This is a genomic window from Tumebacillus sp. BK434 (assembly GCF_004340785.1).
In the GTDB taxonomy this organism is placed as follows: Bacteria; Bacillota; Bacilli; order Tumebacillales; family Tumebacillaceae; genus Tumebacillus_A.
In genome coordinates this window covers 122,216-135,731 of the sequence record NZ_SLXS01000006.1, presented here as the reverse complement: position 1 = coordinate 135,731, position 13,516 = coordinate 122,216, and the positions used below count along the sequence as shown (strand labels likewise).

16 protein-coding genes, 13 tRNA genes and 1 pseudogene are annotated in these 13,516 nt (G+C 54.6%); 3 read left to right on the top strand and 27 right to left on the bottom strand.

The window, feature by feature from the left end; translation table 11 throughout:
• Window positions 1-97: 97 nt before the first annotated feature.
• The 3 genes from EV586_RS21655 to EV586_RS21210 all read right to left on the bottom strand — a co-directional run bounded on the left by EV586_RS21655 (window position 98) and on the right by EV586_RS21210 (window position 759).
• On the bottom strand, window positions 98-220 hold the full coding sequence (locus EV586_RS21655; protein WP_279388304.1) for a hypothetical protein: 123 nt from the start codon (window positions 218-220) through the stop codon (window positions 98-100).
• A 155-nt stretch (window positions 221-375) separates the two neighbouring features.
• The gene (locus EV586_RS15790) at window positions 376-585 is read right to left on the bottom strand and encodes a hypothetical protein (protein ID WP_132946072.1); all 210 of its coding nucleotides are present in this window, start codon (window positions 583-585) and stop codon (window positions 376-378) included.
• 3 nt (window positions 586-588) lie between these two features.
• Window positions 589-759 carry a hypothetical protein gene (locus tag EV586_RS21210; RefSeq protein ID WP_165898641.1) on the bottom strand — a complete coding sequence of 57 codons (171 nt, stop codon included), beginning with the start codon at window positions 757-759 and terminating at the stop codon, window positions 589-591.
• Here EV586_RS21210 and istB point away from each other — a divergent pair.
• Window positions 743-1,453 (top strand): annotated as a pseudogene (gene istB, locus EV586_RS15785) (IS21-like element helper ATPase IstB); the annotation flags it as partial. The gene EV586_RS21210 and the pseudogene istB sit on opposite strands and share 17 nt — an antisense overlap.
• A 156-nt stretch (window positions 1,454-1,609) precedes the next feature.
• Here istB and EV586_RS15780 read toward each other — a convergent pair.
• The 12 genes from EV586_RS15780 to EV586_RS15730 all read right to left on the bottom strand — a co-directional run bounded on the left by EV586_RS15780 (window position 1,610) and on the right by EV586_RS15730 (window position 7,190).
• Window positions 1,610-2,317: a tyrosine-type recombinase/integrase gene (locus EV586_RS15780; RefSeq protein ID WP_165898640.1), complete on the bottom strand. Its 708-nt coding sequence runs from the start codon at window positions 2,315-2,317 to the stop codon at window positions 1,610-1,612.
• 267 nt (window positions 2,318-2,584) lie between these two features.
• The gene (locus EV586_RS15775) at window positions 2,585-3,280 is read right to left on the bottom strand and encodes a hypothetical protein (RefSeq protein ID WP_132946069.1); all 696 of its coding nucleotides are present in this window, start codon (window positions 3,278-3,280) and stop codon (window positions 2,585-2,587) included.
• A gap of 374 nt (window positions 3,281-3,654) precedes the next feature.
• Window positions 3,655-3,736 (bottom strand) — tRNA-Ser (locus tag EV586_RS21205).
• Window positions 3,737-4,055: 319 nt separating this feature from the next.
• A tRNA-Ser gene (locus EV586_RS15770) sits at window positions 4,056-4,144 on the bottom strand.
• A gap of 39 nt (window positions 4,145-4,183) precedes the next feature.
• A tRNA-Leu gene (locus EV586_RS15765) sits at window positions 4,184-4,267 on the bottom strand.
• A 28-nt stretch (window positions 4,268-4,295) separates the two neighbouring features.
• A tRNA-Gly gene (locus EV586_RS15760) sits at window positions 4,296-4,370 on the bottom strand.
• 136 nt (window positions 4,371-4,506) lie between these two features.
• Window positions 4,507-4,582, bottom strand: a tRNA-Lys gene (locus tag EV586_RS15755).
• Between the two features lie 183 nt (window positions 4,583-4,765).
• Window positions 4,766-5,425: a CoA transferase subunit B gene (locus EV586_RS15750; protein ID WP_132946068.1), complete on the bottom strand. Its 660-nt coding sequence runs from the start codon at window positions 5,423-5,425 to the stop codon at window positions 4,766-4,768.
• Between the two features lie 32 nt (window positions 5,426-5,457).
• Window positions 5,458-6,150, bottom strand: coding sequence for a CoA transferase subunit A (locus tag EV586_RS15745; protein WP_132946113.1), 693 nt, complete (start codon window positions 6,148-6,150; stop codon window positions 5,458-5,460).
• Window positions 6,151-6,319: 169 nt separating this feature from the next.
• The gene (gene gerPC / locus EV586_RS15740; RefSeq protein ID WP_165898639.1) at window positions 6,320-6,568 is read right to left on the bottom strand and encodes a spore germination protein GerPC; all 249 of its coding nucleotides are present in this window, start codon (window positions 6,566-6,568) and stop codon (window positions 6,320-6,322) included.
• Between the two features lie 138 nt (window positions 6,569-6,706).
• Entirely contained in the window at window positions 6,707-6,940 is a 234-nt protein-coding gene (locus EV586_RS15735) for a hypothetical protein (RefSeq protein ID WP_132946066.1), read from the bottom strand.
• 4 nt (window positions 6,941-6,944) lie between these two features.
• On the bottom strand, window positions 6,945-7,190 hold the full coding sequence (locus EV586_RS15730) for a spore germination protein (RefSeq protein WP_132946065.1): 246 nt from the start codon (window positions 7,188-7,190) through the stop codon (window positions 6,945-6,947).
• A gap of 127 nt (window positions 7,191-7,317) precedes the next feature.
• Between EV586_RS15730 and EV586_RS15725 the strand changes: the two genes are divergently transcribed.
• On the top strand, window positions 7,318-7,845 hold the full coding sequence (locus EV586_RS15725; RefSeq protein ID WP_165898638.1) for an Hsp20/alpha crystallin family protein: 528 nt from the start codon (window positions 7,318-7,320) through the stop codon (window positions 7,843-7,845).
• Between the two features lie 54 nt (window positions 7,846-7,899).
• Here EV586_RS15725 and EV586_RS15720 read toward each other — a convergent pair whose 3' ends face one another.
• The 12 genes from EV586_RS15720 to pabB form a co-directional block, all read right to left on the bottom strand.
• Window positions 7,900-8,124: a spore germination protein gene (locus tag EV586_RS15720; RefSeq protein ID WP_132946063.1), complete on the bottom strand. Its 225-nt coding sequence runs from the start codon at window positions 8,122-8,124 to the stop codon at window positions 7,900-7,902.
• A gap of 118 nt (window positions 8,125-8,242) precedes the next feature.
• A tRNA-Ile gene (locus EV586_RS15715) sits at window positions 8,243-8,319 on the bottom strand.
• An 11-nt stretch (window positions 8,320-8,330) separates the two neighbouring features.
• Window positions 8,331-8,406 (bottom strand) — tRNA-Phe (locus EV586_RS15710).
• 29 nt (window positions 8,407-8,435) lie between these two features.
• Window positions 8,436-8,512: transfer RNA gene (locus tag EV586_RS15705), tRNA-Glu, on the bottom strand.
• Between the two features lie 8 nt (window positions 8,513-8,520).
• Window positions 8,521-8,596 (bottom strand) — tRNA-Thr (locus EV586_RS15700).
• A 3-nt stretch (window positions 8,597-8,599) separates the two neighbouring features.
• A tRNA-Ala gene (locus EV586_RS15695) sits at window positions 8,600-8,675 on the bottom strand.
• 4 nt (window positions 8,676-8,679) lie between these two features.
• Window positions 8,680-8,763, bottom strand: a tRNA-Leu gene (locus EV586_RS15690).
• Between the two features lie 24 nt (window positions 8,764-8,787).
• Window positions 8,788-8,862 (bottom strand) — tRNA-Gly (locus tag EV586_RS15685).
• A gap of 1 nt (window position 8,863) precedes the next feature.
• Window positions 8,864-8,939, bottom strand: a tRNA-Lys gene (locus tag EV586_RS15680).
• Between the two features lie 119 nt (window positions 8,940-9,058).
• A complete protein-coding gene (locus tag EV586_RS15675) occupies window positions 9,059-9,874 on the bottom strand; it encodes an aminotransferase class IV (RefSeq protein ID WP_132946062.1) in 816 nt (271 codons plus the stop codon).
• Window positions 9,859-10,446: an aminodeoxychorismate/anthranilate synthase component II gene (gene pabA / locus EV586_RS15670; RefSeq protein WP_132946061.1), complete on the bottom strand. Its 588-nt coding sequence runs from the start codon at window positions 10,444-10,446 to the stop codon at window positions 9,859-9,861. Before pabA ends, EV586_RS15675 begins: the two co-directional genes overlap by 16 nt.
• A complete protein-coding gene (gene pabB, locus EV586_RS15665; RefSeq protein WP_132946060.1) occupies window positions 10,443-11,909 on the bottom strand; it encodes an aminodeoxychorismate synthase, component I in 1,467 nt (488 codons plus the stop codon). Before pabB ends, pabA begins: the two co-directional genes overlap by 4 nt.
• Before the next feature lie 190 nt (window positions 11,910-12,099).
• On the opposite strand from pabB, the gene EV586_RS15660 reads away from it, so the two are divergent.
• Window positions 12,100-13,473, top strand: a complete 1,374-nt coding sequence (locus tag EV586_RS15660; protein ID WP_279388305.1) for an RsmF rRNA methyltransferase first C-terminal domain-containing protein — start codon at window positions 12,100-12,102, stop codon at window positions 13,471-13,473.
• Window positions 13,474-13,516: the final 43 nt, after the last annotated feature.

The window sequence follows — 13,516 nt, the reverse complement described above, 5'->3', positions numbered from 1 at the left end:
CCAACGTTCGTTCGAGTGTTCGGCCGACTCCGAAACGACGACGTCCAGTTCGAACAGATCTTGCATTCGTTCATTTGCCATTCTCGACATAGGTGCCTTATTTTACTGTCCAAGCACACGGTGCATTCATCGTGTACGCCCACGCACGATCGTCCTCGTTTGCAGACATTACTACTTCCACATCCAGATCAAACAGGTCTTTCATTTGTTCAGTTGCCATAAGTGTCACCACCAATCCTTCGAGAGTAGTTCACAGCAGTAGTATACCATATATTCACAAAAATCCAAACATTTATACTAATCTGCATCCTTGCTATTCCTCAGCGTTGCCTACTGCGATTGATCAATCAGGCGATTTAATAAAACCAACAGATCTTAGAACCGTTGGTTTTTTCGTGGCGACTGTTTCTTAGGAAAAATCGTGTACGACCACGAGATTACCGTATCCACAGCCAACACCATCGTCCAAACGCGCGTCACCTGGTTGGCCGTCTCGTCGCGAAACGGCCCTTCGCTCAAAACATCCGTGACGCCATAGAGCAGCAAAAACATCACATGCACCGCCGCATACACGACCAGATGCACCAGTCAGCCGCGCCGCTCTTTGCGCGCCTTGTCCACTCCATACTGATCCTCATAGACCGGCGCGGCCACGTTCTCGCCTTTCATTCGGGCGACCTGATACTTCATCCATTCATCCACGCGCTGCATGCCCTGTTTCTCTTGGATCAGCATGTAGAGGATCTTGGACGTTCGCATTGAACGGGCTGCGCGAGAGCAGCCGACCTATATCGGCTTCCTAAACGATCTGTTAGGCCAAGAGATTCAGCACCGACAGCAACGAAACTTGGAAGTACGTACCAAGCTCTCTCATCTTCCCTACCGCAAGACGTTGGACGAGTTTGACTTCTCATTCCAACCGACTGTCGATGAACGCTTGATGCGGGAGTTGGCCATGATGAGCTTTACTACGCGAGCGGAGAACATTCTGTTCCTCGGCCCCCCTGGTGTCGGCAAGAGCCATTTGTCAGTAGCACTCGCGATGGCTGGAAACGTACACGGCCTCTCCGTCTACTTTGTAACGCTCACACAATTGATCGAAGATCTACGTAAGGCGTATGAGGAAAACCGGCTCGATAAGCGGCTACGAGTGTATACACGTCCCAAATTGCTATTGATCGACGAGGTAGGCTATCTTCCAATGGACAGGGTGGCTGCGAATCTCTTCTTTCAAGTAATCAGCGCTCGATATGAGCGCGGGAGTATCATCATGACCAGCAACAAGAACTTCGGAGAGTGGGGAGAACTGATGGGGGATTCCGTCCTCGCGACAGCGATTCTTGACCGTTTGCTACACCATTCATATATCATCAACATTCGCGGCAACAGCTACCGCTTACGCGAGAAGATGAAAGCCGGTTCCTACGGGATGCCGCAACAGAAGACAGAGTAAATCGACGGGTGGGTCATTTTCAAACCGACGCTTGTGGGTCAATTTACCCCCGGCGTTGACAATCAAAAGCATCTGGCTGCAGGACACGTCCATACGCTGAATAAAAAAGTGATTCTGCTCCGTCTCCGAAATCCTGATTTTCTTTGATCAATTCAGCTAGCAAGCGACCAACTTTTTTTGAAATCGGTACGATACGTGTTTTACGAGTTTTTCTTTTTCCCACGGAACTGTCAATGTAAGCTGTTCGAAGTCAACATCTACGGCCTTTAAAGATAGCAATTCACTTATCCGTAGTCCTGTATCTGCCAGTGTCGCCATGATTACGTAGTCACGAAATTCATTAAAAATATTACGGTCAGGAACGGAAAGCAGTTTTCTTAACTGCTCTTCCGTGAAAGAACAAATTTTATCCTCGTCCACCTTCTGCAGCTTAATTTCAAACGCCGGAGACTGCTGTACCAGCCCTTCTCGTTCGCACCAGTTGAAAAACGCTCGCATTGTTCTGATCCGAACATTCACGGTCATCGGTGAAAGCCCCACAATCCCTTTCTTCTTGCGTTTTTGTGGGTGATCATCGTACAGTTCTTTCCCACTCGTCATCCAGTTCACATACTCTCTCAGCATGTTCACAGTTATCGTGGGTAGAGTTGCAAGGGGATGATTCTTTTTCAACCACGATAGAAGATACCGAAAATGGGTTTTGTAATCACGAATCGTCCTTTGGGCTGCCCGTTCAGCTTGCTTGGCTTGCAGAAATTGATCCATCGCTTGCTCAAGGGACACCCCCTCCTCCTGTAGCACTTCTTGCTCCGCTACGCTTAAAGCCCGATGAGTACGTACCGTCTTCCGCTTTCTCTTTTCCATCTTCATATCCCTCCAACGATAAGAATCGTTCGTTGGGACTCACACACGAGCGAACTCGATGACCAACCAGACCGCACACCCTTGCGAACTCGACAACAAAAAAGAGTCCATGCGGTCTCTCCACAAGCTGTGGAAAACCTCATGAACCCTTGCTGTTTAACATTTGGCGGAGAGGACAGGATTCGAACCTGCGTGGTGTTGCCCCCATCGAGGCTCACTTGCAGGTGAATACACAAAACTCTTGACCAACCCACTCTTTGTTGAATGCTACTGAATGTTGCATTTCTTTTTGTCTCCCCTTCTCTGCCTCCACCCTTTTTGAAATTTGAGCTCCGAGGTTGAGAGTACTGACGCTGTATCCCCGATCATATCCGTATCGCTGATGTATGTTTCCACGCCATTTTCATCTCGCCTTGTATACGCCGTGAATGACAATTCTTCATAATACTTTCTCGCTGAATCTATCACATTGTCAACAAAAATGGAGTTGACGGAAGCTTGCTGACAAGCCATTGCTGCAAAGTACATCAAAGCCGCCCCAACCCCCTGGCCTGGTGGAGAAGCTTGTACCCATGTGATGATGGGTACGTTATCACGAATGCCAAAAGTGACGCATCCTTCATGACTTTCTATTCCTCTGCTCCAGATTGATTTCACTTGATTCCCCTTGACGCTAAGCGTCAGAGTTGCACCTTTGTTGGAATGAACCCCTTCCAAGACCAACGGTTGGATCTGTGCGATGGAACTACTCCCATTTGATCCTGCGGACGCGTGACCTTGCATTCGCTGCACAACAGCGTGACGATATTGAGTCATCAAGCGCCCCACACTCTGGTTCCCATAAACTTTTTGCATTTGGAGAATTCGATTGGCCTCCCCCTCTTGGATCGTACGCCTTGCACTCGATTTTGGGACTCGTTGTGCAACGGAGCGGGTCGCAGCTTTGGTTTCATGTCCTCTCATGTAGAACCCTCGCTATCCATAGAACTAAACAATGTGTTTATTAATTGATATTATTTTATCCATTGATCATACGCACCGGAACCCACCTAGCCAAAGCTACAAGCCTCACTCGGTCTTGATGTGACTGGTATTTACTTATTATACATCCAAACTCTCAAAACACTCAATTAATCACACTTCGTGACATGGTAGTACATCCTACTTGTAAAGAGCTAGCACGAAAATAAGCTGATAGGAACAATCCCATCAGCATGGCACATCGGTCTTATTAAAGGCGGTCTGTAGAACCCTAGCGAACTCATACAAATTCGTCCGATTCCTGCAGTCGCTCCGCAAATTGTGGAAAAGTTCCTCGAAGCCTCATGTATCAAAAATGGCGGAGAGGAGGGGATTCGAACCCCTGTGGTGATTGCCCCCTAACGGTTTTCTAGATCGCCCCAATATCTCTATCTCTCCCCACTCAGACACTCGTATTTGCCTTGTAATTCGTTTTTGAGATGAATGGGTGGGAACTTGGGTGCATGGAATTAGAAAATCAAATATGGTGCAAAAATTGGTTATGTTTTTGATACGTACAACTGCTGGTCATGTTGTCCGTCTACTATTCGTTCCTTACCCTGATTGCTGATCTCCAAAAATGCCTTGCCATCATCTCAGCGTACCAATTTGGAACCAACTAGACCGCACACCCTTGCGAACTCGACAATAAAAAAGAGTCCATGCGGTCTCTCCACAAGCTGTGGAAAACCCTCATGAACCCTTGCTGTTTAACGTTTGGCGGAGAGGACAGGATTCGAACCTGCGTGGGGTTGCCCCCTAACGGTTTTCAAGACCGCCCCGTTATGACCACTTCGGTACCTCTCCGCGTGTAAGAGAAAAGAAAAATGCCTGGAAATAAAAAAATGGTGCGGTCGAGAAGACTCGAACTTCCACGGGTTGCCCCACACGCCCCTCAAGCGTGCGTGTCTGCCATTCCACCACGACCGCATAATCAAAAGTATACTATGAAATTGAATGGAGCGGAAGACGGGATTCGAACCCGCGACCCTCGCCTTGGCAAGGCGATGCTCTACCCCTGAGCCACTTCCGCACGTACAGGATGTACCGTGTCCAGCGTTGCGACAGGACGTCGCGTACTTAGCTGGGCTACCTCCGTTGCGACAGGACGTCGCGCTTTTAGCTGGGCTGCCTTTGTTGCGTTCTTAACTGCACTACCATACATAAAGTGGTGAGCCATGAAGGACTCGAACCTTCGACCCACTGATTAAAAGTCAGTTGCTCTACCAACTGAGCTAATGGCTCTTGTTGCACTGCTGTATGTCATGGAAACTCTAACCGTATCGAAGCGACCCAGTCGCTGTCGACAAGAGATAATATATCATTTCAAATGTCGTTATGCAATACTTTTTGCAGAAAAAAATGCACCCAATTTCTGCTGGCGAAGAAAAGCTCCGCCCTTTCGGACGGAGCTCTCACACGCTGTACTTACACGTTGATTTCTTGTACGCCTTCTGCCGGGATGATCAGCTTCGGCTCGGTCTTGGATTGGATCTCTTCAACCGTGTGGCCCGGAGCTACTTCGCGCAGGACGAGGCCGTCTGCGGTCACGTCGAGCACGGCGAGGTCGGTGATGATGCGGTGTACGACGCCGCGGCCGGTCAGCGGGAGTTTGCACTCGTTGAGGATCTTCGCTTCGCCATGTTTGTTGTTGTGTTCCATGGTGACGATCAGGCGCTTCGCGCCGTGCACGAGGTCCATCGCGCCGCCCATGCCTTTGACCATCTTGCCCGGGATCATCCAGTTGGCGAGGTCACCTTTTTCCGAGACTTCCATCGCGCCGAGGATGGCGATGTCGATGTGGCCGCCGCGGATCATCGCGAACGATTCGGCGGAGGAGAAGAAGGCCGAGCCCGGAATGGTCGTTACGGTTTCTTTCCCCGCGTTGATCAGGTCTGCGTCGACTTCCTCTTCGGTCGGGTACGGCCCGATGCCGAGCAGCCCGTTTTCCGATTGGAGGACGACGTTCAGGCCCTCCGGAATATGGTTGGCCACCAGGGTCGGGATGCCGATGCCCAAGTTGACGTAGAAGCCGTCTTGAATTTCTTGCGCTGCACGTTGAACGATTTGGTCACGAGTCAATGCCATTTTATTAGCTCCCCTTTCAGATCCGTTGGTGATTACCCTTGACGAGTCGTGCGGCGTTCGATGCGCTTCTCGTGCTGGCCAAGAACGACGCGTTGAACATAGACGCTCGGGGTATGGATCTGATCCGGGTCCAGTTCGCCGACTTCGACGATCTCTTCAACTTCCGCGATGGTGATCTTGCCTGCTGCCGCCATCATCGGGTTGAAGTTCTGCGTGGATTTGCGGTAGATCAGGTTGCCCATCTTGTCAGCTTTCCACGCCTTGACGATTGCAAAATCTGCTTTCAACGGGTACTCGAGGATGTATTCTTTGCCGTCGATCACGCGGGTCTCTTTGCCCTCGGCGATCGGGGTGCCGACGCCGGCCGGGGTGAAGAACGCGCCGATGCCTGCGCCGCCTGCACGGCAGCGCTCTGCGAGCGTACCCTGCGGCACCAGTTCCACTTCCAGCTCGCCGGAGAGGAATTGACGCTCGAACTCTTTGTTTTCACCGACGTACGAAGCGACCATCTTCTTGATCTGCTTGTTTTGCAGCATCAAGCCGAGGCCCCATTCATCGACGCCGCAGTTGTTGGAGATGACGGTGAGGTCTTTAACGCCTTTGTCGCGCAGTGCAAGGATCAAGTTCTCCGGGATGCCGCACAGACCAAAACCGCCAGCCATGATGGTGGCGCCGTCTTGGATATCTGCAATGGCTTCTTGTACACTGTCATAGACTTTGTTAATCACGATTGTTACCTCCTTTATGTATCTGCCTGACACAAGTCAAGCGGTGCTTGTGTTAATCAGCATCATGCTATTCTTCGATAACGAATTATGAACTTCCTTCCACAAGATGCCCAATAATTGAGGTCGTACTCATAAAAAAACTGTCAACCTGAGCTGTCGACAGTTCTCAATCTTGCTGTTTTTGCATTTCCATGCGAAACTGCTCCATTTCCTCTTCCGGCAAGGGGGCGGAGATACCGAGATTCATCGTGCCTTTCATCTCTTGGATGTGCAGCGAATGAACATGGTAGACGATTTTCTTGACTTTTAATGGACGTTTGCCCGCTTTCAGTTGCTGCCGCAATTCAACATTTTCTGCTTCCAGTCTGCGAATGCGGGCCTCGAGCTGCTGCAGGGCCTGCCATACGTCCCACACGGCCGCTTTCACCTTCTTCCTCGCTCTCGTGTTGAGCTTCTCGTCCTGGAACAGCAGAGACCAGCCAGTTTTTCCCGACGTTCAGTGCTGAGTTCTCCATCGAACTGATGCGGATATTTTTCACATCAAAAAACACTTTCATTTGCGTTTCCCTGCGATGTTGATGTGGACACGATGGACCGGAAAGTCGATTCCATCACGGTCGTCCACTTCAAAACGGGTCGTTTCTGTCGTATTGAAATCGCCTTCGACCTCTCCGAACCCCTGATTCTGATTCTGCCGCCCGCGCACCACGTTTTGGATGCTCGGGCCAATGGTCATGAACGCTTTGTCAAACGTTGTCACTCGCACATTCATTACGTTGATCTGCATCATCTCACCCCAATAAGGAAGGAAGTTGGGTCACGGAAGTGTCTCGGACCGGCGCGTCGATAAAATCCGGGTCGTCCACACGGCTTCGCAGCCGCTTCTGGACGTTCTCGTCTCCGTTCAAGTTGCCAAAGCCTTGGTTGTATTTGGAGTTGTTCTTCCAGTCATTCAGGAGGTTTTGCCCGACGTTCAGCGCGGAGGCATTCTCCACGTTGTTGACTTTGATACAGAAGATATTAATGGTAAAAGCCATCTCGCCCACCTCCTCATTACTTCAGCCTATGTGCGCAACGTGAAGGTGGTGACATCCGCCCAAACGCACACCTGATTTTCTGTCCGCATAGGCTATCTATGACCGCAGGAAAAGGGGGGAATCACCGTTGAAAGACAACCGAAGTTGGACCCGTTGGGAAAAACAAGCCCGTCAGTTCTTCGGGGATGACTTCTGGACGGACATTCTCTCTGTGATCCCCGATGCAGAACAACAGAACCGCAGCGGTGAAGATCTCCGAAGCTATGAACGGGGAAACGGAACGATCGGGTCGGCCGATGCGCCGTCTTCAACTGCCCCCTCCTCGAAACCGGCCGTCGACCTGTTTGAAACGGAAAAGCAGATCCTCGTGCATGTTGAATTGCCCGGCTTGAAGGACATGTCCGCTGTGGAAGTCTACACACAGCATGGGCATTTGATCGTGGAAGGAACGCTGGAGCGCCCCTACCCTGACCTGCACCCGGTACGGGCGGAGCGGTTTGTCGGCGCTTTTTCACTTTCGATCCCCATTCACAAGCCGATTGTAGAAGCGAACATTGAAGCGATCTATCGCCATGGGCTGTTAGAGATCCGGCTGCCGCGCCGACGCAAGAAGAACAGCGCCGGCCGGCGGATCAACATCCAAAGCGAACCATAAAAAATCGTCGGCGCAAGGTGCGAACCGACGATTTTTTGATGCTGCTGGCGCTTGCTACACGGCGCTGGTGCGATTGATATTTTGATCGGCGAGATCTGTATCCAGAATGTTCGTTGCTCCTGCAAACTGTGCGGCCACGTCACCGTTTGCTTCCCCGGAACCGTAGTTCTGCTTGCTGTAGCCATTCCAATCCTGCACGAAGGAAGGCCCGATGTTAATGTATCCTTTGTCGATGACGTTGACTTTAAAGGCAAAGACGTTGATTCCGCCAATAGGCATCCACGCTCCTCCTCTCTGCTAGTAGCAATGTATGCCAAAATAAAAAAGCGGTGTCAGGAGACACCGCTTTCGCGCATACTGAGTTTATAGGCTTGAACCCTTGTTTGCGTAAGTTGAATGGTGGGCCCAAGAAGATTCGAACTTCCGACCTCACGATTATCAGTCGTGCGCTCTAGCCAACTGAGCTATGGGCCCGCATCCAAAAATGGTGGCTCGGGACGGAATCGAACCGCCGACACGAGGATTTTCAGTCCTCTGCTCTACCGACTGAGCTACCGAGCCATCTGTTGTTTTGTTACGGGAAAAGAAAATGGTGACTCGTACGGGATTCGAACCCGTGAATGCCGCCTTGAAAGGGCGGTGAGTTAAGCCGCTTCTCCAACGAGCCAAGAAAAATGGTGCCTTTTACCGGAATCGAACCGATGACCTCATCCTTACCATGGATGCGCTCTACCTACTGAGCTAAAAAGGCAACTGGTGGAGATAAGCGGATTCGAACCGCTGACCCCCTGCTTGCAAGGCAGGTGCTCTACCAACTGAGCTATACCCCCAAAATGGTGCGGTCGAGAAGACTCGAACTTCCACGGGTTGCCCCACACGCCCCTCAAGCGTGCGTGTCTGCCATTCCACCACGACCGCATATTTTGTTTTAAAGAAGAAAAATGGAGCGGAAGACGGGATTCGAACCCGCGACCCTCGCCTTGGCAAGGCGATGCTCTACCCCTGAGCCACTTCCGCATGGTGAGCCATGAAGGACTCGAACCTTCGACCCACTGATTAAAAGTCAGTTGCTCTACCAACTGAGCTAATGGCTCACGTACAGGACGTCGTGCCCTTAACTGGACTACCTCTGTCCGACGGTTGCCGCTGCGCATCTCTCGCGGCGACAGGTATTAATATATCATGGCGTATAGTAGTTTGCAAGAGGTATTTCTCAAGTATTTTTCTTCCAGTTTTCGATGAGTTGCAGGGTCACCGGGCCGGGCTCTCCAGAGCCGATCGGCACGCCTTCTATGGCTGTGGCCGGGAGAATCCCGACGACAGATGAGCTGGTGAATGCTTCGGTGGCGCCCGCGATGTCCGCGAGCGTGAAACGCTTCTCCATCACTGGCAACTGCTGCAGCACCCAGTCGCGCGTGATGCCCGGCAGGCAGCCTGTCTCGAGCGCAGGCGTCCAGATTTCACCCTGCACGACGAAGAAGAGGTTGCTGACCGCACCTTCGGCGATATACCCGTCCTGGGTGAGTTGAATCCCTTCTGCTGCACCGCGCTGCTCGAGTTCACGATAGGCGAGCAGGCTGTTCAGGTAGTTGAGCGTCTTCGCCCGCACCGGCGTTTCCGGAGTGCTGCGAACCGTTGTCAATACGACCAGATTGCGCCCTGTCACGGGCGGCAGGACGAGCTCTTTTACATAGATGACCAGCGTCGGCGCCGCGCACGTCTTGCCGCTGGGGCCGAGCGCCCCTTCTCCGCGCGAGACGGTGAGACGGACGTACGCTTCCTCCAGACCGTTTGCCCGCACGGTCTCCACAATCGCCCTCTCCAGCTCCGCATCGCTCCACGGAAGCGGAATGCTCAGCCACGCGGCCGATTCGCGCAGGCGGCAGGCGTGCTCCGGCCAGAACATCGGAACACCGCCCGCGGTGCGCATCGTTTCAAACAGCCCCGCCCCGTACAGGAAGCCATGGTCCAAGACGGACACGGTCGCTTCCTCCGCCGGAACGATGCGACCGTTTAGATAGACGAGCATACCAGCCCCTGCCTTTCCAAAAAGTTGCGCAGCATCTGCTTGCCGTGCTCGGTCAAGATCGCCTCTGGGTGGAACTGCACGCCTTCCACCGCCAGCTCCTTGTGGCGGATCGCCATGATCTCGCCCGCTTCCGTCCATGCCGAGATCTCAAAACACTCCGGCAGCGTCTCGCGCTCGACGATCAGCGAATGGTAGCGGCATACGGTAAGCGGCGAGGGCAGCCCGGCAAACATCGTCTGCCCGTCATGCTCGATCCGCGACGTTTTCCCATGCATCAGCTGCTCGGCCCGCACCACATGGCCGCCAAACGCCTGCGCGATCGACTGGTGCCCAAGGCAGACGCCGAGCAAGGGAATTTTGCCGGCAAAGGTGCGGATCACCTCCAAGGACACGCCCGCTTCGTTCGGCGAGCACGGCCCGGGGGAGATGACGATCACGCGGGGATTCAGCGCGGCGATCTCCTCGACGGAGATGCCGTCATTGCGGCGGACGACCAGCTCATGGCCCATCTCGCCCAAGTATTGCACGAGGTTGTACACAAACGAATCATAGTTGTCGATCATCAGGATCATGCCTGGACGCCCCCTTTCTGCGCGGCTTGCTCCGCTTGTTCAATCGCGACCCACAGCGCTTTGGCTTTGCGCAGGGATTCGTGGTATTCCCGCTCCGGCACCGAATCGATCACGATGCCCGCCCCCGCCTGCACATAGCCTTTGCCGTCCTGCACCTGCAAGGTGCGGATGACGATGTTCAGTTCCATATCGCCGTCAAAATCGATCCAGCCGATCGACCCGGTGTAGATCCCGCGGCGGGTCGGCTCCAGCTCTTCGATGATCTCCATCGTGCGGATCTTCGGTGCGCCGGTGATCGTGCCCCCGGGGAACGTTGCGCGGATCACATCGTAGGCGTCGCGGCCGTCTGCCAGTTGCCCGCGCACGTTGGAGACGATGTGGAAAACGTGCGAATACTCTTCGATCGCCATCAGCTCATTGACTTCCACCGAGCCATAGCGGCAGACGCGCCCCAAATCGTTGCGCTCCAAGTCGACCAGCATGATGTGCTCGGCGATCTCTTTTTCGTTGCTGCGCAGCTCCTCCACCGCCTGCCGATCTTGCACGGCATCGCCGGTGCGCGGACGGGTGCCGGCGATCGGGCGGGTGTTGCATTCGCCTTGCAGCACGTTGACCAGCAGCTCCGGCGATGAGGACACGAGCTGCAACTCCGGGAAATGCAGATAGCTCGCGTACGGCGACGGGTTGATTTTTCGCAAATGTTTATAGATCTCATACGGCGCCGCGCCAAGCGTCCGGCCTTGGCGCACGGAGAGGTTCACTTGAAACACGTCGCCTTGGCGGATGTATTCCTGCACGTTCAGCACCGCCTGTTGGAACGCTTCCTGCGAGAAGGAATAGCTCCAGTCCTCCTGCGCGGTGAGCACGGGAAAAAGCGGCGCTTGCGACGCGCCGTGGAACAGTTTCTGCTCCATCTCCGCCAGGGACGCTTCCGCCTGCGCCAGTCCGTCTTCCGCCTGCAGATCGGCATGGGCGATCAGATGCACCGTTCCATTCCGGTGGTCGATCACACACAGTTTGTCCACAAAAACAAAATACAGATCGGGCGTCCCGAGGTCATCCCGGCTCTGCTCCGGCAAGCGCTCGATATAGCGTGCCGTGTCGTACGCCAAGAACCCGACCGCTCCCCCGCGCAGCTTCGGAAAGCCGGCCAGGCGCGGGGCGCGGAACAAGGCCATTTTTTCGCGCAGCATCTCCAGCGGATCGCCTGTGCGCTCCTCGCGGTGTTCGCCGTGGACGAACTCGATCCGGCCGTCTTTGGCGGTCAGCGTGGCGAACGGTTCCCCGCCGACAAACGAGAAGTCGCCCATCTTGCCCGACTCCAGCAAAAAATGATGCTTGCCTTGCCAGCCCAAGCGCTCGTAAATTTCCGCCGGGTCGAGCGTCACCCCGTCATATGTACGTTTGACAGGCAGCAGGCGGTATCCCGCTGCCCGGTAAGTTTGCAGTTGTTCAGTCTTCAAGCTTCTGTTCCCCCTGCTCTCGTGAGCCGTGACATTCTACGCGAATTGTATTATAGGTTTCCCTCCGTTGCAATGAAAAAAGACCCTGTGATGCGAGCTCCTTAGCGGGATGCTATGCGCGCGTTTCCACACATGGTAAGATATACTTCCGGAAAACCTAATGGGCAGGGAGATGATGTCCTTGGCAGAAGTGCGGACGATATATCCGGAAGCTTTTTTGACGCGCATGCAGGAGCTGTTGGGCGATGAATACGCAGCGTTTCGCGAAACGCTCGATCGTCCTTCCGTACAGGGATTGCGCGTAAATACGTTAAAAACAAGCGCTGAGCAGTTGTTGCAGCTCGCGCCGTTTCATCTGGAGCCGGTGCCGTGGGTGCCGGGCGGGTTTTATTTCGAAGCGCCGGAGCGGCCGGGAAAACATCCCTACCATGCGGCCGGCATCTACTATATTCAAGAGCCGTCCGCGATGTCGGTCGCCGAAGTGCTCAAGCCGCAGCCAGGCGACCGCGTGCTCGATCTGTGTGCCGCTCCGGGCGGGAAATCGACGCACCTCGCCGCCCTTTTGCAAGGGACGGGGCTGCTCGTGTCCAATGAGCCGCATCCGCAGCGGGCGAAGATCCTCTCCGAAAACATCGAGCGGTGCGGCGTGCAAAATGCGCTCGTCACAAGCGAGATGCCCGACCGGCTCGCCGAGCGCTTCCCCGCTTTTTTTGACAAGATATTGGTCGATGCGCCGTGCTCGGGCGAAGGCATGTTCCGCAAAGACCCCGATGCCTGCGGAGAATGGAGTCCGGGGCATGTCACCGCCTGTGCACTGCGCCAGCTCGACATCTTGGATGCGGCCGCCCAAATGCTTCGCGCGGGCGGGACGCTGGTGTACTCGACCTGCACGTTTGCGCCCGCGGAAAACGAAGGGCTGATCGAAGCGTTTTTGCAGAAGTATGCGGAGTTTGAAGTGCTGGCCATTCACACGTTCGACCACTTTGCGCCGGGCCGCCCGGAGTGGGCCGACGCAGGCCGGGCCGATCTGGCCAAGACGGCCCGCCTGTGGCCGCATCGCCTGCGCGGGGAAGGGCATTATGTGGCGCATCTGCGCAAGACGGATGGCGAGCCGGCCCCGCGCCGCAAAGAGGTCAAGCCGGTCAAGCTTCCGGCGGAGGCGCTGAAAAGCTACCGGCAGTTTGCCGAAGAAGCGTTGCACAGCACCCCGGAAGGCGAATTTCTGCTCTTCGGGGACAACCTCTATCTCGTGCCAAGCGGGCTGCCCGACCTCAAGGGGCTGAAAGTGGTGCGTCCGGGCTGGCACTTGGGAACGCTGAAGAAGAATCGCTTCGAGCCGAGCCATGCCCTCGCGCTGGGCCTCCCTGCACAAGCAATACGCCACACGGTGCCGCTGACGGCCGACAGCCCGCAGACGCTGCAGTATCTGCGCGGCGAGACGGTCGCGGCGGACAGCGCCAGAGGCTGGGTTGTGCTCACCGTGGACGGGTTTCCGCTCGGCTGGGGTAAACAGTCCGGCGGCGTGGTGAAGAATCACTACCCGAAAGGCCTGCGCTGGCCGTAAGCGCAAGACAGGAAAAGACCACGTTCCCCGGGAACGTGGTCTT

Coding starts and splice junctions, on each gene's coding strand:
- EV586_RS15780 (WP_165898640.1), bottom strand. CDS start 2,317: ATGGAAAAGAGAAAGCGGAAGACGGTACGTACTCATCGGGCTTTAAGC.
- EV586_RS21655 (WP_279388304.1), bottom strand. CDS start 220: ATGGCAACTGAACAAATGAAAGACCTGTTTGATCTGGATGTGGAAGTA.
- EV586_RS15730 (WP_132946065.1), bottom strand. CDS start 7,190: ATGGCTTTTACCATTAATATCTTCTGTATCAAAGTCAACAACGTGGAG.
- EV586_RS15750 (WP_132946068.1), bottom strand. CDS start 5,425: ATGGCATTGACTCGTGACCAAATCGTTCAACGTGCAGCGCAAGAAATT.
- EV586_RS15720 (WP_132946063.1), bottom strand. CDS start 8,124: ATGCCTATTGGCGGAATCAACGTCTTTGCCTTTAAAGTCAACGTCATC.
- EV586_RS15675 (WP_132946062.1), bottom strand. CDS start 9,874: ATGCTCGTCTATCTAAACGGTCGCATCGTTCCGGCGGAGGAAGCGACC.
- EV586_RS21210 (WP_165898641.1), bottom strand. CDS start 759: ATGCGAACGTCCAAGATCCTCTACATGCTGATCCAAGAGAAACAGGGC.
- pabA (WP_132946061.1), bottom strand. CDS start 10,446: ATGATCCTGATGATCGACAACTATGATTCGTTTGTGTACAACCTCGTG.
- EV586_RS15775 (WP_132946069.1), bottom strand. CDS start 3,280: ATGAGAGGACATGAAACCAAAGCTGCGACCCGCTCCGTTGCACAACGA.
- EV586_RS15735 (WP_132946066.1), bottom strand. CDS start 6,940: ATGCAGATCAACGTAATGAATGTGCGAGTGACAACGTTTGACAAAGCG.